This window comes from Cohnella sp. OV330, from assembly GCF_900112065.1.
Classification (GTDB): Bacteria; Bacillota; Bacilli; order Paenibacillales; family Paenibacillaceae; genus Cohnella.
The window spans coordinates 194035-217893 of record NZ_FOKE01000012.1; the positions used below are offsets into that span (position 1 = coordinate 194035).

General features: G+C 57.3%; 20 protein-coding genes, 1 other RNA gene and 1 pseudogene. 3 read left to right on the plus strand and 19 right to left on the minus strand.

Annotated elements, in window-relative coordinates; all coding sequences use genetic code 11:
- Positions 1-620 precede the first annotated feature (620 nt).
- On the plus strand, positions 621-1934 hold the full coding sequence (locus BM235_RS25385; protein ID WP_090117043.1) for a helix-turn-helix transcriptional regulator: 1314 nt from the start codon (positions 621-623) through the stop codon (positions 1932-1934).
- The gene (locus tag BM235_RS25390) at positions 1909-2754 is read left to right on the plus strand and encodes a WYL domain-containing protein (RefSeq protein WP_090117044.1); all 846 of its coding nucleotides are present in this window, start codon (positions 1909-1911) and stop codon (positions 2752-2754) included. Before BM235_RS25385 ends, BM235_RS25390 begins: the two co-directional genes overlap by 26 nt.
- Positions 2755-2775: 21 nt before the next feature.
- Here BM235_RS25390 and BM235_RS25395 read toward each other — a convergent pair whose 3' ends face one another.
- The 3 genes from BM235_RS25395 to msrA form a co-directional block, all read right to left on the minus strand.
- The gene (locus tag BM235_RS25395; RefSeq protein WP_090117045.1) at positions 2776-3621 is read right to left on the minus strand and encodes a hypothetical protein; all 846 of its coding nucleotides are present in this window, start codon (positions 3619-3621) and stop codon (positions 2776-2778) included.
- A 167-nt stretch (positions 3622-3788) separates the two neighbouring features.
- Entirely contained in the window at positions 3789-5237 is a 1449-nt protein-coding gene (locus BM235_RS25400; RefSeq protein WP_090117046.1) for a DEAD/DEAH box helicase, read from the minus strand.
- Positions 5238-5306: 69 nt separating this feature from the next.
- Entirely contained in the window at positions 5307-5936 is a 630-nt protein-coding gene (msrA, locus tag BM235_RS25405; protein ID WP_177244285.1) for a peptide-methionine (S)-S-oxide reductase MsrA, read from the minus strand.
- A 90-nt stretch (positions 5937-6026) separates the two neighbouring features.
- Between msrA and BM235_RS32180 the strand changes: the two genes are divergently transcribed.
- On the plus strand, positions 6027-6191 hold the full coding sequence (locus tag BM235_RS32180) for a hypothetical protein (RefSeq protein ID WP_177244286.1): 165 nt from the start codon (positions 6027-6029) through the stop codon (positions 6189-6191).
- 87 nt (positions 6192-6278) lie between these two features.
- Here BM235_RS32180 and BM235_RS25410 read toward each other — a convergent pair whose 3' ends face one another.
- The 16 genes and pseudogenes from BM235_RS25410 to BM235_RS25480 form a co-directional block, all read right to left on the minus strand.
- On the minus strand, positions 6279-6695 hold the full coding sequence (locus tag BM235_RS25410; protein ID WP_090117048.1) for an organic hydroperoxide resistance protein: 417 nt from the start codon (positions 6693-6695) through the stop codon (positions 6279-6281).
- Positions 6696-6789: 94 nt separating this feature from the next.
- Positions 6790-7332 (minus strand): SGNH/GDSL hydrolase family protein, encoded by a 543-nt coding sequence (locus BM235_RS25415; protein WP_255374602.1) that lies wholly within the window; start codon positions 7330-7332, stop codon positions 6790-6792.
- Between the two features lie 507 nt (positions 7333-7839).
- Complete coding sequence (locus BM235_RS25420; protein WP_199408964.1) at positions 7840-8379, minus strand: O-acetyl-ADP-ribose deacetylase; 540 nt, start codon at positions 8377-8379, stop codon at positions 7840-7842.
- Positions 8380-8411: 32 nt separating this feature from the next.
- Complete coding sequence (locus BM235_RS25425; RefSeq protein WP_090117049.1) at positions 8412-8942, minus strand: GNAT family N-acetyltransferase; 531 nt, start codon at positions 8940-8942, stop codon at positions 8412-8414.
- A gap of 150 nt (positions 8943-9092) precedes the next feature.
- Entirely contained in the window at positions 9093-9245 is a 153-nt protein-coding gene (locus tag BM235_RS32185; RefSeq protein WP_158544085.1) for a LamG domain-containing protein, read from the minus strand.
- A gap of 155 nt (positions 9246-9400) precedes the next feature.
- Positions 9401-11095, minus strand: a complete 1695-nt coding sequence (locus BM235_RS25430; protein WP_090117050.1) for a hypothetical protein — start codon at positions 11093-11095, stop codon at positions 9401-9403.
- Positions 11096-12136: a glycoside hydrolase family 88/105 protein gene (locus tag BM235_RS25435; RefSeq protein ID WP_090117051.1), complete on the minus strand. Its 1041-nt coding sequence runs from the start codon at positions 12134-12136 to the stop codon at positions 11096-11098.
- Between the two features lie 90 nt (positions 12137-12226).
- Entirely contained in the window at positions 12227-12682 is a 456-nt protein-coding gene (locus BM235_RS25440; protein WP_090117052.1) for a GNAT family N-acetyltransferase, read from the minus strand.
- A gap of 20 nt (positions 12683-12702) precedes the next feature.
- Entirely contained in the window at positions 12703-12969 is a 267-nt protein-coding gene (locus BM235_RS25445; RefSeq protein ID WP_090117053.1) for a hypothetical protein, read from the minus strand.
- Between the two features lie 441 nt (positions 12970-13410).
- On the minus strand, positions 13411-15105 hold the full coding sequence (locus BM235_RS25450) for a methyl-accepting chemotaxis protein (protein WP_158544083.1): 1695 nt from the start codon (positions 15103-15105) through the stop codon (positions 13411-13413).
- Positions 15106-15482: 377 nt separating this feature from the next.
- Positions 15483-15846, minus strand: a transfer-messenger RNA (tmRNA) gene (gene ssrA, locus BM235_RS25455).
- A gap of 280 nt (positions 15847-16126) precedes the next feature.
- Positions 16127-16612: an SsrA-binding protein SmpB gene (gene smpB, locus BM235_RS25460; RefSeq protein WP_090117055.1), complete on the minus strand. Its 486-nt coding sequence runs from the start codon at positions 16610-16612 to the stop codon at positions 16127-16129.
- 398 nt (positions 16613-17010) lie between these two features.
- Positions 17011-17946 (minus strand): aspartate carbamoyltransferase, encoded by a 936-nt coding sequence (gene pyrB / locus BM235_RS25465; RefSeq protein WP_177244287.1) that lies wholly within the window; start codon positions 17944-17946, stop codon positions 17011-17013.
- Positions 17947-18354: 408 nt separating this feature from the next.
- On the minus strand, positions 18355-21468 hold the full coding sequence (gene rnr, locus BM235_RS25470) for a ribonuclease R (RefSeq protein ID WP_090117056.1): 3114 nt from the start codon (positions 21466-21468) through the stop codon (positions 18355-18357).
- Positions 21469-21662: 194 nt separating this feature from the next.
- Positions 21663-21899 carry a preprotein translocase subunit SecG gene (gene secG / locus BM235_RS25475; RefSeq protein ID WP_090117057.1) on the minus strand — a complete coding sequence of 79 codons (237 nt, stop codon included), beginning with the start codon at positions 21897-21899 and terminating at the stop codon, positions 21663-21665.
- Positions 21900-22107: 208 nt separating this feature from the next.
- Positions 22108-23667: pseudogene (locus BM235_RS25480) on the minus strand (catalase); the annotation flags it as partial.
- Positions 23668-23859 lie beyond the last annotated feature (192 nt).

Genomic DNA, 23859 nt, shown 5'->3' on the forward strand with positions numbered 1-23859 from the left:
CCATAGAAAAAGACCGCTCGGCTACAAGCAGTCTTTACGGGTACGCATATGTATGCCGTCGCCGGAGGCGTCAGGCTGTAGGAAACAACCGACGAACCGAAGCGGGTTTGCGCCTGTAAAGAATGCCCTTATGAGATTGGAGATACAGATCATGCGTGTTGAACGAGCCTATCTCTCGCTGGCTGCCTTTAATCTGGGACATTGGGTTACGATGGTACTGACGTTCATAGATAAAATTTCTGTCGCGCATGTGCCGCACTCCTTTCTCCAATTCAGTATGTTGCTGGTAATCCTAGCATCGAGCGTTTAACGCTGTCAACCATAAACGGCTTGAATAAGTATCATGGAGGAAATGGGTTGGAAAGGTTAGTTACTCCGATCTCGTTTGGATCGAAGCGGTTAGGTATCGGGCCTAACCAAAGCGTTTGGTCGAAGTAACCCTTCCTTGCGCCTCCATGATCCCGTGAACCCGCTGCCTTGCGGCTCGGCTTCACAACCTGATTTTCGCAGCATTCGCATCGATCGAACAGGGCGAAAGTATGGCAACGCGTAAAAAGTTTCCATATTCCCCTGCCTTTTCTCTTGATACAATGGAGCAAAGATTGGCAGGAGGTGCGCGAATGGCACGGGAAAGCTTCGATAAAGAGGTTCAGTTTCTTCGCATGCTCGCGCTGGCGGGCGGCGCCTACAGCAGGCAGCAATTCGCCGACCGGCTCGGCATCTCCGTGCATACGTACGACAAGACGCTGCGCTACATCAAAGACATGCGGACGATGCTGTCCTCGGACGCAACCGACGACCTTGCCGAAGGCCTGCGCTACAACCATTACGAATCCGCGGACCCGCTGCTGCTCTTCCTCTTCAGATCCAAGTCGCTGAAGGACTCGGAGAGCGTCCGGCTCGCGGTTCTGATCGGCTTGCTGCAGGGCGAAGCGCTGACCGCCAAAGAACTGCTGGACGCCTGCAGCGACAGCATGCCGTCCGACTATGCCTGTCCCGACGAGAAGACCGTGCGCGGGGACCTTAAGTATCTGGAAGAGGTCGGCGTCATTCGCCGCTTGGACGGCGGACGACCGTACAAGTACCGTGCCGACATCGATCTGATCGATCGGCTGGCGGACGAGGAGCTGCTCGACCTTTACGACTATGTCGACGTGATGGCGAACACGCAGGTGCCCGCCGTACAGGGCTATCTGCTGAGAGATACGCTGAAGAAGGCGCTGACGAGGCGGGGATACGGGCCCGAGACCTTCGATGTCCACCTGTACAAATATCACTATCACACGCGAATCCTCGACGAGGCGCATCTCTACACGGTATTCGAGGCGATTCGGGCGCGTAGAAAATTAACTTTCCTCTACCTGTCGCCCAAAAAGGGAAAGAACTATGCGTCCAAAAACACGAACCCCCTGTTCGAGCGCGAGACGGAGGGCCGCGTCGAGACGACGCTGCCGCTGCGCGCGGTGTACGACCATCAATACGGCCGCTGGTATCTGATCGGACACAGCCCCCGGCTCGGCACGATGAAGTATCGCATGGAGGGCGTCACCCAGATTGCGCTGGGGGATGCCGTAGACGCGGAAACCTTCGACCGGCGGCTTGAAGCCGTCGAACAGGAGCTCGAGCACAGTTGGGTGACGGACACCCACAGGCGCGTGAAGATACGGGCGCGATTCTACAATCCTGGACGGGCAGGCGCGAACTTCGTGCGCGAACGCGTCGCGGCCCAAGGCCAATGGGGCGTCGTGACGGACGAATCCGACACGACCTTCTTGTACGAGATCGAAGTCAACGGCATCTACGAGATCAAGCCGTGGCTGCGCAGCTTCGGCTCGAGCTGCGAAGTGCTGGAGCCGGCATGGCTGCGCCGGGAGCTGGTCGCCGAATGGAAGGAGATTCAGGCTTATTATGAACCCGTTCGAGAAGATCTTTAACTATCAGATTCTATCGCGGCTGGACGAAGCGGATTCGATCGCCCTCACGGCACACGAGCGTTCGTGGCTCAAGACGATGCTCGAGCATCCCGCGTCCGCCGATGCCTTCGCCGCGGAGACGCTGTTCCTGCTTCGCGACCTGCTGCAAGACGAGATCTCCATCGAGAGCCGCGAATACATCGCCGAAAAAGCCAAGAGCCGGGAAAGGCAGGTTTATCACCCCCTGCTCCGCCCCCTTCGCCGCATGATCCAGGAAGGTCGCGGCATTCGGCTCACTTCAAGGCTGAAACACGGAGGCATCCAAGCGAATCAGAATGGACTGCCGGTCAAGCTGGAATACAATATGGTCAAGCGAGAGTGGTACCTGCTCTGGTACAGCGCGCGCGGCCTCATGTCGAGCAAGCTGCGGCATATCGTCTCCGCGGAGCCCATCGCGCTGCAGCCGGATCGCGCCGAAGCACTGCGAAGCCGGGCGTTCGCGATCCTCGAAGAACGCCGGACCCACGCCGTGATCGAGATCGTCCGCGAATACAATGCGGAGCTCTCCCGGATCCTCTATGCCTTCTCCTGCTTCGATAAAACCGTAAGCTACGAAGAGAATCGGGACTTATACCGGATCCGCGTCTCCTGCCTGGCCGACGAGAGCGAGTTCCTGCTGTCCAAAATCCGGTTCCTCGGACGCCGGGTTCGAATCGTCGAGGGCGAACAGCTCCAGAGGCGAATGCAGGAGTCGGCGGCTTGGGCGCTGGCGAGATACGAAAGAACGCCTGACCCGCAGCCCGCAGCCCCGTCCCAAGAAGAGGCCGACTCCGCATCCTGACATTGTCCGAGGCAGGCAGCGTTACTTGCTTGGCGGCAGCAGGCCCGCCTTGCCGTCCCGCACCCAATATACGCGGTCCGATACCGGGCTCGGCATGAGCGCCACGCTGCGCTTCGCCATCGTCCGGAAGCCGGATTCCTCCGCCAGCCGCTGCGCCTGGCGGAGCGTCTCCATCGCTTCGTCCGCGCGCAGCACCATCACTGTCTTGCGATTCGTGAACGCGACCAGATACGGATTGCGTCCGAGATGCTTATTTAATTCCGGATCCAAAAACTGGCACTCGGCCGGGTGCGTATCATGCATGTATACCTCAAGCCTGCAACTGCCCAGCAGCGTGGGCAATCTCATCTGCGGCTCCTGCCAGCCCTCCCGCCGAAGATTCCGGTAGGCGATCTTCCTTAGCTCTTCCTCCCGCACGTCCGGATTCATCTCCAGCATACCCGTCGTGATCACCTTCGTGAGCCCGTCCTTGATCTCGAGATACATCTCGCGCAGGCCCGGCAGCCGATCCGCCGACAATCCGCCCGCCTGCTTGCGCAGCGCCTCCGCGTAAGCCTCCTCCCGCAGCGCAGGGTAAATATAAAACGGATCGAGCTTCTCGATCTCATCTTTCTTTTCGGCGGCAATCCTTGAATTGCGCACGATGTTGTTCAGGTAATCGACCGCGGCATTCAGATCGCCTCCGGCCATATACATCCGATAGGTATCGTGCAGACTGACCTGCGCCGTACCGATCTTGTCGTCCATCTCGAGCAGCAGCGGCTCGCCCTCCGTCATTCTCACGTCGATCTGCAGACTTTCCGCCAACTGCCGCTTCATCATCTCCGCGAACGCTTCCGGCTGATCGTACAATCTTGCCTGCTTCATGCCTCACGCCTCCTTAAAATGTCCCGGCAAAACAAAACACCCCGACAAGACGTCCGCGGACGTCCTGCCAGGGTGTGCTTCACCGCTGGAAATATTAAGTACATTAAACCATATTCGCCCGCGCTTGAAAAGCTAAAATTTGTTGGCTGCGAGACTGATACGACCTTCTATTTCTTGTTCGCTACGCGTACCTTCAGCAGCTTGCCTTTGATCGTCGTCTCCTGCATCTTGTTCAACACCAGGCGGCCTTTGCCGTTGAGAATATCCACATAGGACACGTTATCCTCGATCGTGATGATCCCGATATCCTCCGCCGCTACGCCTTCGATCTTGGCGATCGTGCCGACGAAGTCTACCGCCCGGATCTTCTTTTTCTTCCCGCCGTTGAAGTAGAGCTTCAGGATCTCCTCGTCCAATCGCGAGCTCCTGTCCTTTTTGACGCCTGCCTTGCTCTTGATCTTCGCATCAAAGGACGCTTGGGCATATGCCACCGCGTCTTTGGAGGGGTTATTCCTCCGCGGAATTTCAAAGCCGACATACCGCTCCACGTTGATTACGAACTTCTCTTCGTTCGGCGTGGCGAAGGAGATCGCTTTCCCTCTGTTGCCTGCTCGTCCGGTTCTGCCGGTCCGATGCACGTAGCTTTCGTTTTCCTGGGGAAAGTCGTAATTGATGACAAGACTAATATTGTCGATATCGATCCCTCTGGCCGCGACATCCGTCGCGATCAGATAGCGGAATTCCCCTCGCTTGAACTCGTTCATCACCTGGGAGCGGTTGTCCTGCTCCATGCCCCCGTGGATGCGATCGCAGGGGTATCCGTGCTTGTGCAGTTCCTTGAATACGACGTCAACCCTGACCTGCGTCCGGCAAAAAATAATGCAGCTATCCGGATTTTCGACCGTGGCGACGTCCTTGAGCACATTCAGCTTGTCGTCGTCCTTCACCGTGTAGAGCGCATGCTCGATCTGGCTTGTCGTTCTGCCCTCCGTCTGAATCTCGATATCGAGCGGCTGCTTCATATACTTGTGGCACAGGCGTTCGACATCTTTGGGCAGCGTCGCCGAGAACAGCAGAGTCACGCGATCCTTCGGCAGTTCGCGGATAATCTTCTCCACCTGCTCGATGAATCCCATGCTCAGCATCTCGTCGGCTTCATCGATGACCAGATATTTCACTTGCTCGAGGTCGATCGTTTCTCTTTCGATGTGATCCATGACGCGACCCGGCGTACCGACGACGACATGGTTTTTATGCGCCAACTGAATCTTTTGCCTGGCAAAAGGCTGCTTGCCGTAAATCGCGGTTGCCTTGATTCGCTTAAAGCGGCCGATGTTCATCATATCTTCCTTGACCTGGTCGGCCAGCTCGCGCGTCGGCGTCAGGATCAAGGCTTGCGGACGGTTCTCTTCCCATTCCACCAGCTCGCAAATCGGGATTCCGTATGCAGCCGTCTTCCCGCTTCCCGTGTGGGACTTGACGGTCATATCCTTCTTCTGAAGCGCGACGGGAATGACTTTGCTTTGCACTTCCGTCGGCTTAGTGTAACCCATGCTGTCCAAAGCCCGGCGTATGTCGTCGCTTAATTGATAATCGTTGAAGCTGGGTTCGCTCATTCTGATTCCCCTTTGTATATCCGCGATTGTCGGTTCTTCATGATACGATAATTACCCGTGCTTTACCATCTACCATCGAATCTGCCGGACCCGTTCAATCAAGGCGTTCCGCTCGCCCGGTTCGATCGGCCATGCTTCAATCTCCAGAAGGACGGGCGCCAGATTCGTGAAGCCCTTAGCGATGCCGTTGAGCCTTGCCGCGATCGTCGAACGCATAAGCGCTTCTTCCGAACCGTACAGCCCGCTCAGCTTGTCCATCGCGTCCGGGTATCTTTTCAGATAATACTTCTGGTGCCGGGATTCGGCCGGATAAAACGCCGCGAAGGGCGCGATCTCCGTCTCCAGCGTATGTCCCATAGCCGACCCCATCCGCTGCTTAACCCGGTTAAACGCCTCCGCCTGAGCCTCGTCGCGGTATAGCAGCAGAGACTGATACTGTCTTCCTTTATACCCGTTAATATTAACGGGGTTATGGTTATTCCAGAACGTCTCCAGCAGTCGGTCGACAGAGATCAGCTCGGCGTCGAAGCCGATCTCGACCGTCTCGGCGTGATCCCCCATCTCGCGGTAAGTCGGCTGCTCGGTCGTGCCGCCCGCATATCCCACGCGCGTCTCCTCGACGCCCCGCAACGAGCCAAACAGCGCTTCCGGCGACCAGAAGCAGCCCATGCCGAGCGTAATCGTTTGTTTCCCGTGCATGAATCCCGCCCCCTCGACTGTTGTGCACATATTCTCGTCCAAAAAGTGGCATGCTGGAATGGTTGTAAAAATCGTCCAAGGAGGTGCCCCATGACCAATAACCAGAACGAACCGTCCAAGGCGGAGGTTCAGACGACCAAGCTGAACCAGCTGCCCGTGCCCGGTCAAGACGATACCGAGTTCTCCGCGGAGGAAGCGGCAGAAGCTTTCGAGCAAGGCCAATCCGCCAGCGGCACTCAGAATACGGATCGTTAATAACCTTATTTAAAAAGAATAAGACACCGGCCGCCTTTTCGCAAAAGGTCGCGGTGTCTTATTTGGCTTTTGTAGTCACCCGCGCCGTTATACGACGTTGATCGCAACCTCGATATTGCCCCTCGTCGCCTTGGAATACGGACACACCTGATGCGCCTCGGCGGTCAGTTGTTCGGCAAGCGTCCGATCGACGCCCATTAGCTTCACGTCCAGCGCCACCGCCAGGGCGAATCCGCCGTCCGCGTCCTTGCCGATCGTGACGCTGCCCGTCACTTCGGTGCCTTCGTACTTGACGTCTCGCCTTCGGCATACCAGGTTCAGCGCGCTCTCGAAGCAAGCCGCATAACCAGCCGCGAACAATTGCTCCGGATTCGTCGCCGCGCCGCCCGTTCCGCCTAGCTCCTTCGGCATGCGGAGCTCCAGTTGAAGCACGCCGTCGCTCGAAGACAGCTTGCCTTCGCGTCCGCCCGTGACCGTCACGGTTGCCGTATATAAGTTTTCCACCGATATCCCTCCGCGTCTCCGAAGTCCATGCGTCGGCGCGCCCCATGGGCAAGTTTGCCTCGGCATCCGATTAGGTTGCGCGGATGGGAAATTTTTATCCTCGCAAGTCCGGCAAGGACACGACTTCAAGCCATTGTCGCGCGATCATCTCGTGGCCGGCGGCGGTCGGGTGGATGCCGTCCCAGAGCCAGTGCTCCCGGGGCGCCCGCTCACAAGCTTCGTCGAATAGGTGCTGAAGCGGTACGAACGTCGCCGAGTAGCTGTCGGCCAGCTCTTGCACGATCTGCCGATAAGCTGTCATTTTCGTTTCCCAGGCCGTCCACTTCTCGTCGAGGGAGCCGGTCCGCAGGATAAAAGGCTCGCACAAAACGATCTTCGCATTCGGAAGCACCGTCCGCGTCTCTTCGAGGAGATGCGTATACGCAAGTCTATATCGGTCCGATGCGCCGCGCGCGTCGCCCTGGATCAGATGATAGGCGTCGTTGACGCCGACCAGGATGCTGATAAGATCCGGCTGCACGCTGATCGCGTCTTCGTTCCACCTGGCATACAGATCCGATGCCCGATCCCCGCTGATGCCGCGGTTCACCACATGCGGGGCATCAGCTCCAAGCCCAAGCGACCCGCGATCTGAAATACGAAACCGTGCCCCAAAATATGATTGGGATCGCTCGTCCGGCCGCGAGCGCCGTCCGTAATCGAATCACCGATGAATAAAATCGTATTTTTTGACGCCATTTATCTCGCCTTCCCCTCTGTTCAGTCGCTAGGATTCATTGTATCATCGGACCCGAAGGCGAGGAATGGGGGATCCGAATTCGTCAATCGGAGAATGGGGTAAGGCGTACATAGCGGAGAGACAATGATGCGTGTTAATTGCGTCCACATGTGCATAAGTTTGTGCACAACCCGTGGACAACTTGGGGATAAACCTTTTGTGGTTCGATTGGGCAAAGAGAAGACGGAAAACCGCTTCCTGTTAAAGACATGGCTTGACGGTTGAAACTTCTGTATACAAGTTCCTCCGTGCGTTAAATATCAAGTTCCAGCGAATCGATGAAAAGGGAACATGTGCACAACTCTGTGCACATGTTGTTTATATCCTGTTGATAACGTTGATGACTTGGGGGTAATTGTAGGCGAATCACAGTGCGCCGATCCGTTTCACGTACAAGTCATAGTTCTCGCGGTCGAAGCATACGAACTGAATCCGCTCGAACGCATGCTTGCGCGCAAGGACCTCGGTAACCGCCTCGATCGCTACATCGGCGGCTTGGCCCTTCGGATATCCATAGATGCCCGTGCTGATATTCGGAAAAGAAAGGCTCGCGATTCCATGCTGCTCGGCTAGGCGAAGCGCGCTCCGGTAGCAATTTCCCAGCTTCTCGGCTTCGCCCCGCTCGCCGCCGTTCCAGACCGGCCCCACCGTATGAATCACATGATCGGCCTTTAGGTTTCCCCCGGTTGTAATGACGGCTTCTCCGACAGGACATCCGCCCCGTTCGCTTCGGATGCGTACGCACTCGTCCAGTATGCGTCTCCCGCCCGCGCGGTGAACCGCCCCGTCGACGCCTCCGCCGCCCAGCAAGCTGCTGTTGGCCGCATTCACGATGCACGCCATGGAGGATTGCGTGATATCCCCTTGGACGACCTCTAATTTTGCGCCGTTAAATGTCTTTTCCAACGGAAAACCTCCTTTAACGCGGTTAACCTTACTTACGACAGCTCCGAACGCAGTAAAGCATAATAGGTTAAATCCTCGTACGCGCCGTCCTTTAACACATGTCCCCTAAAAACCCCTTCATGCTTCATTCCCAACTTTTCCATCACGCGAAACGAAGCCGGATTCCGCGTCATGGCCGCGGCCCAAACGCGATGCAGCTTCAAGCCTTCCCATGCGAACTGCAATACCCGGTTCGCCGCCTCCGAGCAATAGCCGTGGTTCCAATAGGCTCTTCCTAACCAGTAAGCCAGTTCGGCATGATGATGCGACGGATCGATTCGCAGTCCCACGATGCCCATAAACGTCTCAGTCGGCCGGTCGAGGACGGCGAATGAAAACCCGTCCCCTTTCTTCGCCGCCTCTTGCCTGCGCCGAATAAATGCGGCCGCCCCGCCAGGCGGATACGGATGCGGGATCCCCAGCGTCGTTTGCGCAATTTCCTTGTCATTGATCAGCGTCTCGATAGGCTCCGCATCCTTGGGCTCGACCAATCGCAGCTTCAATCGATCCGTGTACATCTCCATCGCAGCTCGCATCCCCTTTAACCGGATTTAAAAATGTAATTTAAAACGCAAAAACTCCATCCTCAAGGGACGGAGTCGATCCGCGGTACTGCCCGTTGATTTACACTTTATTCCAGAAGCGAGACAACTGTCAATAGGGAACGTTCAATACTACATCGCATTATCGAACTTCGCGTTAGCGCGGTGCGCGTACAAGCCGAACTGGCCGGACGAAATGGGGGTATCGGTCGTTGTCAGCTGCTTGGTCCCGTTCACCCAGAGCTCCAGCGTGCTTCCGTTCGCGACCGCCTTGAAGTCGTACAAAGTGCCGGCGTTAAGCGAGTAGGCGGCCGAGGTGAGCGGATAGACACCCGCTCCATTATCTGTCTACGGAAAATCCCTTTAAAATCCTTGCAGCATCCTCCGGCAGCCTGCCGAAGCAGCATTGAAGGCTAATCTTATTCATTACCTCTATTTCTCTACTCCATTTCCCCCAGCAAAGCCGAAGGCAACTGAACCTTGTTCTCCTGATAGAGCTCGCGGGTCTTCCGCGGCTTCTGCGGCACGGTGATGGACGCCAAGCCGTCGTCCGTCTGAATAGACGCAGTCAGCGACGATTCGTTCTCCTGGATGTCGACGGCCGGAGGCGGCCGATCCTCGCCTAGCGAGAGCGCAAAAACCCAGACTGCCCGCTCCAGCGCATGAAAATCGAAATCCCGCTCCTCGCCCGTCGAGATGACATAGTCCAAACTGAGGCCTTCTGCGCTACGCTCTGTCTGAAGCTGGAGTTCGCCATAATCCGAGCGATCCAATATGGCCTCCACCTGCAACACCGTCTCCCCGATCACGGTCACAAACCGGTTGCCCGTCTGTGTCGTCGGCAACTCCGCGTTCGCCGCATGGCCGCCGAGGAGAAGCCGGATGCGCAAATCCGCCGCTCTGCACCTGCCGTTAATGATATCCAGATCCTGATGCCAACCGCCGTTATCCGTCGCCAGGTTAAAGGCGAACAGCGCTTGCCCGCGCGATTGCACGCCCGTGAAAACCGCAGAGCAGAAGTCCTTGCCGTCCTTCAAAAACTGCAACTGGATCGACACGGCATGGCCGCCGCCGCTATCCACGTAGCCAAGCAGATTGCGGCGCTGGTTCCACATGATGCCCGAGGTATAGCTGCCAAGCGACAGCCGTTCGTTTTGATACGTCGTCGCATAGTTTTGGTAGCCCGTTTCGTCCGCCTTAAGCGTCGGCTCCGTGAAGTAGCGTTCCTCCGTCGAGGTGAATAGATAGCGGTACTTCTCAGGACAACGAATATCCCCCGGCTCTACTTCCTGTTTCAGCGCATTTTGAAGAAAGGCACTTTCGTTCGGCCGCAGCTGCGTGCTGTACGTCCGGCTGTGCGGACCGCTCCACGTCCCCGTCGTAGGGTGATAGTGCTTCGCGATCATATGCCAAGCCAGATCCAGCAACTTCTCCGCGTCCGCAACCGCCCCGTCCGTGCTCGACTCCGCGTAGATGCCGTGCAGCTCTTCGATCGCGATCGGCGTATAGCAAGGGCTGTTGTACTCCGAGAACGTACCGATCGCCATCGTGTAGTCTCGGAACGTTCGGAGGCGTCGCTCGCCATAGCTGCGAATCTCTTCCTGGCCCAGCAGCTCGCCGCCAAGCAGCGTGACGAGCGCCCCCATGATAGCAATGTTCGTGTAATGCGGGCCGACATTGCGGATGATGATCGCCTGGCAGGCGTGGTATACGGCGCCGCGCAGCTTGTCGATGAGCGAAGAAGGGAGCAGTTCCGAATGATTTTTTAAAATGAGCACGAGCTTCTTGCCGTGAAAATCCGCCATGTTCCAGTCGGGGCGATCCATCTGGTCCAGCGGTTCCTCGTCAAAATACGGCCAGATCCCGTACGTCGAACGACTCGAATCCTGATCCTGCCGCGCAATGACGACCTCGAGAATGTCCGCCGCCCGCTTCACGTTTTCCTCGCCGCCATACTGCAACAGATCGTACGCGTAGCAGGTCGAGACGTACAGCTCATATGCGAAAGGATGCAGATCCGGCTTTAACGCCGTGTGATACGTCTTCGTCATGCGAACCCGAACCAGTTTGAATTCGGCATCATAAGCTTTATCCTTTGCTTGGATCGAGGCGAGGAGCTCGGCATTACGCATCATCTACTCGCTCCTTTGCGATATTTTGGCGAGCAGCATCAGCACCAGCCCTTGCCCGTACAGAGTCGGATACGTAGACACGTCCTTCTGGTACGCCTCGATCGTCGGCATCACCGGCGTGCCGCCGGATACGCCCGTGACCAAGCCCTCTGCCGTTATATAAGGAACAATCGCGCGATAAGCACGTTTCGCTCCACCCGCGTACACCTCTTCATCGGCGATCAGCTTCATCTCGACCGCCTTCAAAAGGCCATAAGCAATCCCCGCGCTGCCCGACACTTCTCTGTAAAAATCAGGCCGGTCCATCACCGTGCTCCATAGTCCATCCTCCTGCTGATAAGCGAGAAGCCCGCTCATCAAACGCCCGTATCGCTCCTTCAACTCCTGCGGAATGTCGACCAGCCCGTCAATTTCCGCTACGATCATCGGGACGCCTGCGGCAATCCAGGCATTCGCCCGCGTCCAGCGGGCGCCCGACATATGATCGCCCGAGGCACAGTTCCAGCCGTGGAACAGCACGCCCGTCAGCGGATCCTGCAGCAAGCGCAGATGAATCAGCACCTGCTTCAGCGCCTCCTCGGCGTACGCCCTGCTTCCGAGGAGCGAGGCCGTTCGCGCCAGGAACAGCACCGCCATGAAGATCGTATCCGCCCATACCTGCTCGGAGAACGCCACGTTTTCGGTCACCGTATGTTCAAGGGCTTCCTCGCGCGTACGCGGCGCCTCATTCAGCAGCCATTCGGCTACGCGTACCGCTTCATCCTTAAACTTAGCGTCCCCCGTCAGCTGATAAAGCGCAGGGAAGATCGCAAACGGCGCGATGGCGTTAATCACCGCTTTCCCCTTGGCCTTCGACTCATTCCGTTTCACCCAATCCTGTAAATACGAGAGCACCCGCTCCTCGCGCGTTGCCTCGTAGTATTCCAGCAGCGCAATCACGCCAACGCCCGGCACCCAATCCCAGTGATCGATGTCCATTCCCCAGTTTCCTGAATGATCCTGTGTCATCTGCCGCCATACTTTTTCCGCATCGTTTCCGGCCATGACCGCCCCTGCCTTTCGCCCTCTTGTAATTTACCGTTTACTTGCACGGTATGTTAAAGAGGGAGAATTCATACGTCGGGCTTGCTTTACTTATAAATGGAGCTCCATCGTATCATTGTTCAGCGTGTAGCCGTTGCGACCATAGAACTTCCTGCTCTCTTCGCTCGGCCATACGATAATGAATTCAAACTTGTTCTCCGTCGCCCACGCCCGAATCGCCTCGAGCAATTGGCTCCCGATTCCCTGCGATCTGTAAGCCGGATCCGTATAGACATTGGTCATGTAGGCAAACGGATATGTAACGCGCCCTGGCCGCGGCACCTTATTGATCAATTGGATGTAGATATGCGATGCGATGACGCCTTCAACTTCCGCCATCCAGATGTGCCACCGTTCGCCGCGAATCGCTTCTTCCAAAAACGTTCTGCACTCGGCGGCAAAAAGCTCGAAGTCGTCGCTCGTATCAGGCTGATGCTCCAGCGTGAATTCCCAGCGCATGAGAATGAGCGCTTCGATATCTTCTACATAAGCCCGTCTGATGCGCATGATCAGGCGCCTCCATCCGATTACGTAAGGTTTCTTGTATCTTCATCCTTGAAATGAAAGTGCTCGTGGTGAATGCCATCCACGCCAGCCAACATGCCGCTTTTTTTGTGATGATACGGGAACATCCGATTGACGGGCAATCTCAAGAGCTGATAATTCATATCTCGTGGCAATACATCCAGTTCTGCTATGGCACCTTCGCGTGAAGAATAAAGCCCGATCGGATAAAAATTTGGGAAGGTCCCCACTTCTCCCGCTACAAAGATCGTCCAAACGTAATCACCCATGCATAAATTCTCCTTTACTGAACCATCGAGAAGCATGCTCCAAAATCGTAAGATCCCTAAGAAGCATAAACCTCGTGGAGTAATCCTTGCAATTGTCGATCGGGAATTGGAATTTTGCGATAGCTTCTTCGAAGTTCACCCACCTCATTTGCATACCTAATTGAATTTCTTCTTCAGTTAACTCCACGTTCCCCTGTTGACTCACCGCCTTGGCGATATAGCAATAGGATCGTTGCATGAATTGATTTTTAAATTTATGTTCGTCAATATATCCAAGAGCGTGAATACCCGCTTAGGACATCTCTTTCCGTTATGCTCATAATTAACCGCAAACCGTTATCACCTTCTCCTCTTATTGTTATACAACGGAATAAATCCCATGGTATACGCCATTAAACAAAAAAAGACACCTAGCGCGGTGTCTCTCCTTTGCGATTCCTTTTACACCTTAAACTTCATCACGAGGGCTTCCAGGCTCCGAGAATCCTTGCTAAGCAAGTCCGTGAGCGAAGCAACCTCCTGAACTAAAGCGCTTTGCTTGGAAGTCATATCGTTCACCGCTTTAACGCCCGATAGCGATTCCTCCGATATACTCGCCATTTCGGACACCGATGCTGCGATTTCCTCAGACCCTGCCGCCATTTGCTCGCTGACAGCAGATACCTCTTGAACTTTCCAGGCTACTTCCTGCGTGGATTTCAAAATATTTTCAAACGATTCCATGGCTTCGTACATCTTCTTCTGTCCCGCCAATACTTCGCTCGTTACTTGTTGCATCGCATGTTCGGTCTCTTGGGAATCCTTCCTAATGTCCTGCAGCAATCCGAATATTTGCCCTGCCGAAGCCGAGGAATGCTCAGCCAACTTCCGGATCTCTCCGGCTACTACAGCAAAGCCTTTCCCATGCTCGCCCGCTCTTGCCGCTTCAATCGAAGCATTTAAGGAGAGCAGATTCGTTTGATTCGAAATTTCCGTAATCGCGCCAACGATTTTCTCGATATGAGAAGAGCGTTCTTTCAAGTTGGATACGATCTCTACTGTAGAACCAACAGAATCGCTAATATGGGCCATCTGCTCGCTAACCTGCTGAATGAAGTTGACGCCGCTTGCTACCTCTTGCTCCGTGCCCTTTGCGATATTAGAAAGATCCTCCGCGGATTCGGCAATACGCTGTACGCCTGCAGCCATCTCGTGGATAGCGGACGAGGCATCGCGCGTGCTTTGCACGGATGTCGTCGCGCCTTGCTCAATCGTAGTTCCCTGCTTCGTAATTTCCTCTGTCGCGCTTTCGTTTTCTTTCGTGTTTTCAACCAACTTGCTCGACGAGTCCAGTACGCTGCGGGAAGCATGACGAACATCTTTAATGATGGATTGCAGAGCTTCGAACATCGCGTTCAAGGATTTAGAGATTTCTCCGATCTCGTCCTTGCCCGAGTAAGCCAACCTTCCGGTAAGGTCTCCTCCGCTTTGCGCGATTTCGGCGATTTTTTCATTGACTGCCTTAAGCGGCCTTAACTTCACATAGATCATGATAAATATCGCGAATAAGGCACCGAATGTAATGATTAGCAAAACAATCGTTACGATAAGCATCTGACTTGCCTTTTGCTTAGCGGCGTTTGCTTCATTCTCCGCTCTCGTATTCATCTTTTGCAGAAACTGCTGCTGCGGCTCCATAATCTTCTTTTTAGCTGCCTCGTAATTACTGTCAAACATGAGTTCCCTGGCTTTGTTAAAATCTTTGTTCTCCGCAGCTTTCATCGCCGCATCTTCTATTTTGACAAGCGCGTCGGACTTTTGTTTGGACTCCGATATCAGATCCAGCTCTTCCTTAGGCGCGCCCAATGCAGTTAACCGTTCTACGACATGATCTCTCGTCTTGGTCTCGTTGACTTCCTTCCAGTAATTGTCGTAGTGAACTTTATCGCCGAACTGCACGAACGCTCTTGCCTCGTTGGTCAAATAGTCCGACGAGTTGGCTAGATCGATACCCAATTGCTTGAATTCCGCTTGCATTTTTACCGTCTTGCGTTCCTTTGCCACGCTCTTTTGAAGACTGTAGACACTAATTCCGTTCAGGACTGTCAGAAAAACAAACACGCCGCTCATCACTTTTAACCAGGTAGAAATCTTCATGTTAGCGCCACTCCTAAATGATGAATAAGTCCTTGAGTAGTTTATCGGTCGACGTCGTTCGACAAAGGATAGGTATATGTGCCTATTCATCGAATTGGGAGCGCGGCTGGCTCTCAAATCACGCAAAAAACCAGCCTCATGCGGCTGGCTTTGAATGATGGTGGAGCCGAGGGGAGTATATGATTCACGATTGAAATGGCTGACGAAGCCTATTCGACGAAGTAGAGCGCAGCGGTGGAATCAGATGCCGTGCTCGTTCGCTTCGCTCCCTGCGCGCGGTCGAACCCCAATGTCCTCTTCGAACTAGGGGGCAGCGACTGCCCCCTCGGCTTTCACCATAACAAAAAAACTCTGACCTCATGCGGTCAGAGTCTTTATGGTGGAGCCGAGGGGAGTCGAACCCCTGTCCGAAGATAACGCAACATAAGCTTCTACGGGTGTAGTGACAGATTTGATGTCACCCTAGAGACTCCCTGTCACCGGATTCCCTTCGGGTCAGCCTGATTGTCTTCTTCAGCTAGCCCCAGGCGGAGACTAGACAGCGTATCCCACTAAAGTTGAGCCCCTATCCCGCCACATGGGCGATGGAAGGTAGGAGCACGAGAGCAGTTTCTTAGGCTGCTACAGCGTAGGTTGGTTGTTGTTTGCCAGTTAATTGGCTTCCGCGTTGGTGAAGCAGCCGCAGCCCTACTACCCGCTACTCATGTCCGAACTACCCCCGTCGAATCCATAAACGGCCCCTAAATGAGAAGCGAAGCCTTCGCGGCGGACCAGATAGCAGTCGGCCAAGCGAACGGATCTTCAGGTGCCTATCTTCCCGTAACAGCGAAGATCGGCGAGTACGAACACGGTGCATAAAACGAATCGAATCGGTGGAACTTCTATAGTATAGCACACCCCGCCGCCAAATACCGCACGGCATTACTGGGATGGATGGCGATGACTGCCTGATGCGGCCGATTAACGGAAAACAGCTGTACGGCACGCAGATTTCCTCGCCGTCAGTGCGCGCTGCGCCGTCTTACTTGGCGACCTTTTGCTTTTCACGCAGCGCCCGCTGGATATCGCGCTCCGCGTCCTTCTTAGCGGCGGATTCGCGCTTGTCGTAGTTCTTCTTGCCTCGGCCGAGACCGAGGAGGCACTTGGCGTAGCCGTTGCGCGTGTACACCTTCAGCGGCACGATCGTGTAACCCTCTTGCTTGGAAGCGCCGATCAGCTTGCGAATCTGCGCCTTATGCATGAGCAGCTTGCGCGTGCGCGTCGGATCGGTCGGATTGTGCCGGTTGCCCTGCTCGAACGGACTGATATGCATGTTGTGCAGGAAAATCTCGCCGTTCCGAATGGTCGCGAACGCATCGCCCATATTGGCTCTGCCGCCCCGGAGCGACTTGATCTCGGTGCCGGTCAACACCATGCCCGCTTCAAACGTATCCTCGATGAAGTAGTCATGCGAAGCCTTCCTGTTCTGCGCGAGCGGCTTGTCGAACTGGTCCTTGCTCTTCACCATGCTGCTTCACCTCACGGATTCCATTTTGATCGGACTCTCATTATAGCATGCGCTTCCAGCCGCTCACAACTATGTCGCCGGAGAACGGAGCGGCACGCCGCAGCATATGACCCTTCATAAAGTACCCAATCGCGCGAAACGATAACTACGGTTCGGTAACGTTACCTTGCGGACACAGGAGTTGTTATTTCCTTCAAAAGCGCTCTGTTCGGCACTATTGCGGACTGGAGATACGCTATTCCTGTTCGAAAGGGGCTCAGAGGACGACATAAGCGCAAATAGCGGCTCCTGTGTCCAACAGCTTACAAAATAATCCGCTGAAATGCGAAAATAGCGTACCCAATGTCCGATGCGCAAAAAAATCGACGCCGGAGATTGTCTCCGACGTCGATCCACCGTTATTCAGCTTGCAGCGCCCTGTCGATGAGCGCCATGCGAATGTAGAGGCCGTTCTGCGCCTGGCGGAAATACGCGGCACGCGGGTCCGCATCCACTTCTTCGGCGATCTCGCCGGCTCGGGGCAGCGGATGGAGTACGATCGCGTCCCGGCGCATACGGTTCATCAGCTCGGCGTCGACGATATATTGGCCGGCTGCCTTGTCGTACTCTTCCGGAGAAGGGAAGCGCTCCTTCTGGATCCGCGTCTGGTACAGCACGTCGACCGATCCGGCCACAGCGTTCAAGTCCGTCGTTTCCTCATAGCGCACGCCCTTGTCGTCCATGTAGTGCTTGACCGATGGCGGAATCGGCACGTTTTCAGGAGAGATGTAGTAGATCTTGACGTCTTTGAAATTGGCGAGAATGTAGCTCAGCGAGTGTACCGTCCGCCCGTACGCCAGGTCCCCGACCATTGCTATGCTCAGGCCGTCGAGGCTGCCGCATTCCTTCTGGATCGTGTAAGCGTCCAGGAGTGCCTGCGTCGGGTGCTCGCCCGCGCCGTCTCCCGCATTAAGGACCGGTACGCCCGACACAGCCGCCGCGCGCTTCGCCGCTCCGATCTCCGTATGACGCATGACGATGAGGTCGCTGTACCCCGTGATGATCCGGATCGTATCCTCGAGCGTCTCGCCCTTGATGGCAGACGAGAATTGCGCCGCATTCTCCGTTCCGATGACGCTGCCGCCAAGACGGTTCATCGCCGACTCGAACGACAGCCGCGTCCGCGTGCTCGCCTCGAAAAACAGCGTCGTCATAATGCGTCCCGCATGACGCCGGTCGCCTCCCGCGCGTACGACGTCCTCCATCATCCGCGATGCCGCGAACAACTCTTCAAGCTCGCTCCGCGAGAACTGCTTGGCTCCTAGCACATGATACAGCTTGTCCTGCACTGCCATCACTCCGTTCCTCCCGTCGACGCTGCTTCGCGTCCATGTTTACCATGATCTATCCTAGCGGATTGCCCCTGGATTGTCTAATGGGATTTGTCCGGTAAAGGCTTGGATTTGGGCGACGGTTTTGTTGATCGACAGGCACACTTGGGGCGGGGAACGGAGCATATCCGGGAAAGTGTTGATCTACGTTCATACTTTGGACGAAGCGCGGGACCTAGGCTGTAATGTGTTGATCGACGTTTATACTTGGGACGACGCACGGGGCTTATGCTGTAATGTGTTGATCGACGTACATACTTGGGACGAAGCGCGGGGCTTGGGCTGTAAAGTGTGGATTTACGTGCATACATGAGAAGGCGAAGGCGCTCCGGCGCACAAAAAAAGCCCGCCGCGGCTGCGGCGGGTCTCTCCTTATTGCTGATCTGGCGATGGCGTCGGCTTGGCGCCAGGGGCCTTCGGCTTGCGCCGGCGGCGCGGCTTGGCGGCGCCTTCCGGACGCGCGCCCTCAGGCGCGCTCTTGGCGCCGGAGGCGGATGCCGCCGCCGTCTGCGCGGCGGCTTTGGCGCGCGCGCTGCGCCCGGCATCGCCCTGCTGCGCGCCGCCCTTGCCCTGCGCGGTGCCCTGCTGCGGACGCCCCCCTGGCCCCGGCTTGCCGCCGAAGCGGCCGCCTCGGCCGCCTGGACCGCCGCCGCCTGGACCCGGCCTGCCGCCGGAGCGGTTGCCGCCGCTGCGGCCGTGGCCGAGCGCGCTGCGCTCGCGGCGCAGCTGGCTCTTCTCGCCGTAAAAGCGCTCCTCGTCGTCATCGTTCGCGTACTTGCGCGTTGTGAACGGGAGGCCCCACATGTCGAGCTTCGGACCGCGCTTGCTCTTCTGCGTCGGCGCCGGCACGTAGTCCGGCGAATCGCGATTCACGTCGACTGGCTCGCGGTCGCGCTCGTGCAGCGGCGGAACCCCTGCATCGCTGCCCAAGCCGATCATCTCTTCGCTCGCCAGCCCTGCCCCGCGCCGATGCGGCTGCGGCAGCTGCACCGCCGACTGCTCGAACTCGCCGAGCTCGCTCAGCATCGGCGACTCGTCGCGCTCGTCGCTGGCGACGTCCACGCGTCCGCCGCGACCGCGCTTGCCGCCGCCCGGCTTCGCGCCGGCGGCCACGAACGGCGGCGCCGCGTGCCCGGCGCCGCTATCCCCGCGCGCGCCGCCGCGACGTCCGCCGCCTTCGCCGCGCCCTGCTCCGCCGCGACTGCCTTCCGCCGCCGGCGATTCCCCGCCGCCGCGGCGCTTCTTGCCCTTGCGCGCGCCCGCGAACCCGCCGGCGCCGCCTTGTCCCCCATTGCTTCGCTGGCCCGCTCCGCCGCCTCTGCTCTCGCTGCGCGGCTTCATGCCGACCACTTCGAAGTCGATGTTATAATCGTCCATGTTCACCCGTCCCACTCTGATCCGCACTTCGTCTCCCAATCGGTACACCTTGCTCGTGCGCTCGCCGAGCAGCGCCATCTGGCGCTCGTCGAAGTGGTAGTAGTCGTCGCTCATCTCGCCGAGACGGACCAGACCCTCCACCGTATTGTCGAGCACGATGAACATCCCGAAGCCGGTCACGCCGCTGATGATGCCGTCGTATTCCTCGCCGATCTTGTCCAGCATGAATTCGGCCTTCTTCAGCTTGCTCGTGTCGCGCTCCGCGTCGACGGCCACGCGCTCTCTCTCGGACGACTGCTGCGCGATGTCCGGCATGCGTACCGCCCATTGCTCGAGACGTTCCTCCGGCAGCGCTCCGCCGTTCTCCAGCACCTCGCGCATGACACGATGAATGACCAGGTCCGGGTAACGCCGGATCGGGGACGTGAAGTGCGTGTAAAATTCGGCCGCGAGCCCGAAGTGTCCGAGGCTCTGCGAATCGTATTTGGCTTGCTTCATCGAACGCAGCATCATCGTGCTGATGACGTTCTCTTCCTTCGTACCGCGAATCTGCTCCAGCAGATCCTGCAGCGCGCGCGGATGCACGGAATTGCCCTTGCCGCGCACCGTATAGCCGAGGTTCGAAGCGAACTGAACGAACGTCAGCAGCTTCTCGCTGTCCGGATCCTCATGAATCCGGTACAGGAACGGCACCTTCAGCCAGTGGAAATGCTCCGCCACCGTCTCGTTCGCCGCCAGCATGAACTCCTCGATGATCTGCTCGGCGATCGAGCGCTCGCGCTTCACGATGTCGACCGGCTTGCCTTCCTCGTCCACGATGACCTTGGACTCCTCGAAGTCGAAGTCGATCGCGCCGCGGCGCATCCGGCTGTCGCGCAGCGCCAGCGCCAGCTCGCGCATCGTGCGGAACGTCTCGACGAGCGGCGCGTACCGCTCCATCTGCTCCGGATCCTCGTCGACGAGGATCTTGCGGACGTTCGTGTAGGTCATGCGCTCCGTCGTCTTGATAACGCTGGTGAAAACGTCGTGGCGGACCCGCTTCATCGTGCCGGCTTCGAACTCCATCTCGCAGGACATCGTCAGGCGGTCCACCTTCGGATTCAGCGAGCAGATGCCGTTCGACAGCCGGTGCGGCAGCATCGGAATGACGCGGTCGACGAGGTACACGCTGCAACCGCGGTTGTACGCTTCCTCGTCCAGCCGGGACTTGTCCTTCACGTAGTAGCTGACGTCCGCGATATGTACGCCGAGCAGATAGTTGCCGTTCGGCAATCGCTCCACGTTTACCGCGTCGTCCAGATCCTTGGCGTCTTCGCCGTCGATCGTCACGATCGTCTTGCCCCGCAGGTCGCGCCGGCCTTGGGCGACGATCTCTTCCTCGGAGATGGCGTCCGGCGCGGCTTCCGCTTCGGCGTTCACCTCGTCCGGGAACTTCTCCGGCAGACCGTGCTTGCGGATGATGCTGAGGATGTCGACCCCGGGATCGTCCTTGTGGCCGAGCACCTCGACGATCTCGCCTTCGGCGGCCGCCTTGCCCTCCGGATAGTGCACGATGTCGGCTACGACCTTCTGTCCGGTTACCGCACCTTTGAAATTCGCCGGACGGACGTAGATCTCCTTGTTGATCCGCTTGTCGTCCGGAATGACGAGCCCGTAGCTCTCGTGATGCTCGAACACGCCGACGACCTGCGTGACGGCCCGGCTGACGATCTTCACCACTTCGCCTTCCATGCGGCTGCCGTCGTGGTTTTTGGACGTGATACGGGCGAGTACGATATCCCCGTTCATCGCGCCCTTCAGATCGTTCGCGTTAATATAGAGATCCGGATGTCCCTCCTGCTCGGGCAGCAGGAAGGCGAAGCCCTTCGCGTGCACCTGCAGCCGGCCCCGCAGCAGATTCATTTGCTCGGGCAGGCCGTAGCGCTGCGCGCGGGAACGCATGATTTTCCCCGCTTCCTCCATCTCCGTCAACAGACGCAGAAATGCCTTGAAGTCGGCGGCGTCCGTAATCTCGAAGTGTTCTTCGAGCTCCTTGTACGTGAGCGGCTTGTAGTCTGGATTCTTCATCATCTCGAGCAGCTCCTGCTCGCTCCACGATGGCACTGGCATCACCTCATCTTCCAATAGTATACACGATTTAGCGGTGAGCCAATCGGAGCGCAGCAAGATGTCCCGAACCAAATATCGCTACGGTACCGGGACGCGGTCGGACGGGGAAGCAGACGCTTGGTAAATCGCACCAGGCCGATTCGCGATACAAAAAAAGCGGGAAGCCCGTGCTTCCCGCTTGATCGACGTTGCAATTACACACTCACGACGTAAGCAACGACCAAGGACAGAACGAAAAATCCGACTGCCAGAACGATCGTGAGGCGTTGAAGGAACAGATCCAATCCCCGTGCCTTTTGCTTGCCGAACAAGTGCTCCGCACCGCCGGAGATGGCGCCCGACAGGCCTGCGCTCTTGCCGCGCTGCAACAATACGGTGCCGATCAGACCGAGCGAGAAAATGACCAGTACGATTTTCAAAGCGATTTCCACTGCTTCCACCCCCCGTGATGCCGGAACACTGAGAAACGGTTCAATAGGCATAAAACGTTAGTTTCATAATAGCACAAGCCCCAGGAACGTAGCAACCATAGCTTTAAAGGAACAGAAAGCCCGGCCGCCGGTCATGCCGGATGCTGGGCCTTCTGCTGCCGCGCTAGTCGTCCTGCGCAACGGTACCGTCAATATCCATCGTTACGGTTCAATACCCGTCCGTCTCTCCGCCCAGCTTCTTCGCTTCTTCGACGCCGGCGTCCGAAGCGGCCGCTCCCGTGGCCGGATTGCCGTGCTGCAGCCCGTTCGCCTCCAGCCCCTCGCGAACGCGGCGGCCGTAGTCCGGATCGGCCTGCGTAAAATAGCCGATCATCCGCTCGCGAATGTCCGCTTTGCAGATGCTGAGGTTCGCGACCAGGTTCGCGATCAGCTCGTCGCGCTCCCAGTCCTCGAACGCGCGGTACGTCTCTCCCGCCTGCTTGAAGTCGTTCGGCCGGTCGATTTTCTGCCGCACGAGCTTCGCATTGTACGCCGGCTCGTGATCCTTGCCCGGCTTGGGCGCTTCCTTCAGCCCGCCGAGCGAGGAAGGCTCGTAGTTGACGTGCGGGCTTTGGCCAGGCGCCGAGTCGACGTTGTACGCCATCTGACCGTCCCGCTGGTTCGTCGCGACATGCGTCTTGGGCGCATTGATCGGCAGCTGCAGATAGTTCGTGCCGACGCGATGGCGCTGCGTGTCCGAATAGGAGAACGTCCGTCCCTGCAGCAGCTTGTCGTCCGAAAAGTCGAGACCGTCCACCAGTACACCGGTACCGAACGCGGCCTGTTCCACTTCCGCAAAGTAATTAGCCGGATTGCGGTCGAGAACCATCTTGCCGACGGGCAGCATCGGCGCCACGTCTTCCGGCCACAGCTTGGTCGGGTCGAGCGGGTCGAAGTCGAGCTCGGGATGCTCGTCGTCGCTTAAAATCTGCACCCGCAGCTCCCACTCCGGATACTCCCCTTTTTCGATCGCCTCGTAAAGGTCCTGCGTCGCATGGCTGTAGTTCTTGCTGATGATCTTGTCGGCATCGGCCTGCGTCAGGTTGCGGATCGGCAGCTTGAGCGGCTCGAAGTGGTACTTGACGAGCACGCCGACGCCGTCCTTGTTAACCCATTTATACGTGTTGACGCCCGAGCCCTGCATCTGCCGATAGTTCGCCGGAATTCCCCAGGGTGAAAAAAGGAACGTGACCATATGCGTAGCTTCAGGCGTAAGCGAGAGAAAGTCGAACATGCGCTCCATATTGTTGACGTTCGTCACCGGATCCGGCTTGAACGCGTGCACCATGTCTGGAAATTTCAGCGGATCGCGGATGAAGAAGATCTTGAGGTTGTTGCCGACGAGATCCCAGTTGCCGTCCTCCGTATAGAACTTGACCGCGAATCCGCGCGGATCGCGCAGCGTCTCCGGGGAGTGGCCGCCGTGCACGACGGTCGAAAAACGAACGAATACCGGCGTCCGCTTGCCCGCCTCCTGGAACAGCTTCGCGCGCGTATACTTCGAGACGGGCTCTTCACCCGCCTTTCCGTACGCTTCGAAGTAGCCGTGCGCCCCGGCGCCGCGCGCATGCACGACCCGCTCGGGAATGCGCTCGCGGTCGAAGTGCGTGATTTTCTCGAGGAAATGATAGTTTTCCAGCGTCGTCGGACCTCTGCTGCCCACCGTTCGCACGTTCTGGTTGTCCGTGATCGGATGTCCTTGGCGATTGGTCAGCGTCATATCCGTTTCCGCGCCTTGTTGTTGTCCGCCGTTCTGATTCGTCTCGTTCGCCATCCCATGGTCACCTCTATAAGTAAGAATGAATCGCTATTCTTACTCTATCCCTGGACTGGCAGGATATGCATGAAGATGGTATGAATTCCGCATGAAGGGGAGGTGAAGAATGAGGCGCGCATAGCAAAAAGCCCGGCCGTCCGGCCG

Coding starts and splice junctions, on each gene's coding strand:
- BM235_RS25385 (WP_090117043.1), top strand. CDS start 621: ATGGCACGGGAAAGCTTCGATAAAGAGGTTCAGTTTCTTCGCATGCTC.
- BM235_RS25390 (WP_090117044.1), top strand. CDS start 1,909: ATGAACCCGTTCGAGAAGATCTTTAACTATCAGATTCTATCGCGGCTG.
- BM235_RS25395 (WP_090117045.1), bottom strand. CDS start 3,621: ATGAAGCAGGCAAGATTGTACGATCAGCCGGAAGCGTTCGCGGAGATG.
- BM235_RS25400 (WP_090117046.1), bottom strand. CDS start 5,237: ATGAGCGAACCCAGCTTCAACGATTATCAATTAAGCGACGACATACGC.
- msrA (WP_177244285.1), bottom strand. CDS start 5,936: ATGCACGGGAAACAAACGATTACGCTCGGCATGGGCTGCTTCTGGTCG.
- BM235_RS32180 (WP_177244286.1), top strand. CDS start 6,027: ATGACCAATAACCAGAACGAACCGTCCAAGGCGGAGGTTCAGACGACC.
- BM235_RS25425 (WP_090117049.1), bottom strand. CDS start 8,942: ATGGAGATGTACACGGATCGATTGAAGCTGCGATTGGTCGAGCCCAAG.
- BM235_RS25430 (WP_090117050.1), bottom strand. CDS start 11,095: ATGATGCGTAATGCCGAGCTCCTCGCCTCGATCCAAGCAAAGGATAAA.
- BM235_RS25435 (WP_090117051.1), bottom strand. CDS start 12,136: ATGGCCGGAAACGATGCGGAAAAAGTATGGCGGCAGATGACACAGGAT.
- BM235_RS25440 (WP_090117052.1), bottom strand. CDS start 12,682: ATGCGCATCAGACGGGCTTATGTAGAAGATATCGAAGCGCTCATTCTC.
- BM235_RS25445 (WP_090117053.1), bottom strand. CDS start 12,969: ATGGGTGATTACGTTTGGACGATCTTTGTAGCGGGAGAAGTGGGGACC.
- BM235_RS25450 (WP_158544083.1), bottom strand. CDS start 15,105: ATGAAGATTTCTACCTGGTTAAAAGTGATGAGCGGCGTGTTTGTTTTT.
- smpB (WP_090117055.1), bottom strand. CDS start 16,612: ATGGTGAAGAGCAAGGACCAGTTCGACAAGCCGCTCGCGCAGAACAGG.
- pyrB (WP_177244287.1), bottom strand. CDS start 17,946: ATGGCAGTGCAGGACAAGCTGTATCATGTGCTAGGAGCCAAGCAGTTC.
- rnr (WP_090117056.1), bottom strand. CDS start 21,468: ATGCCAGTGCCATCGTGGAGCGAGCAGGAGCTGCTCGAGATGATGAAG.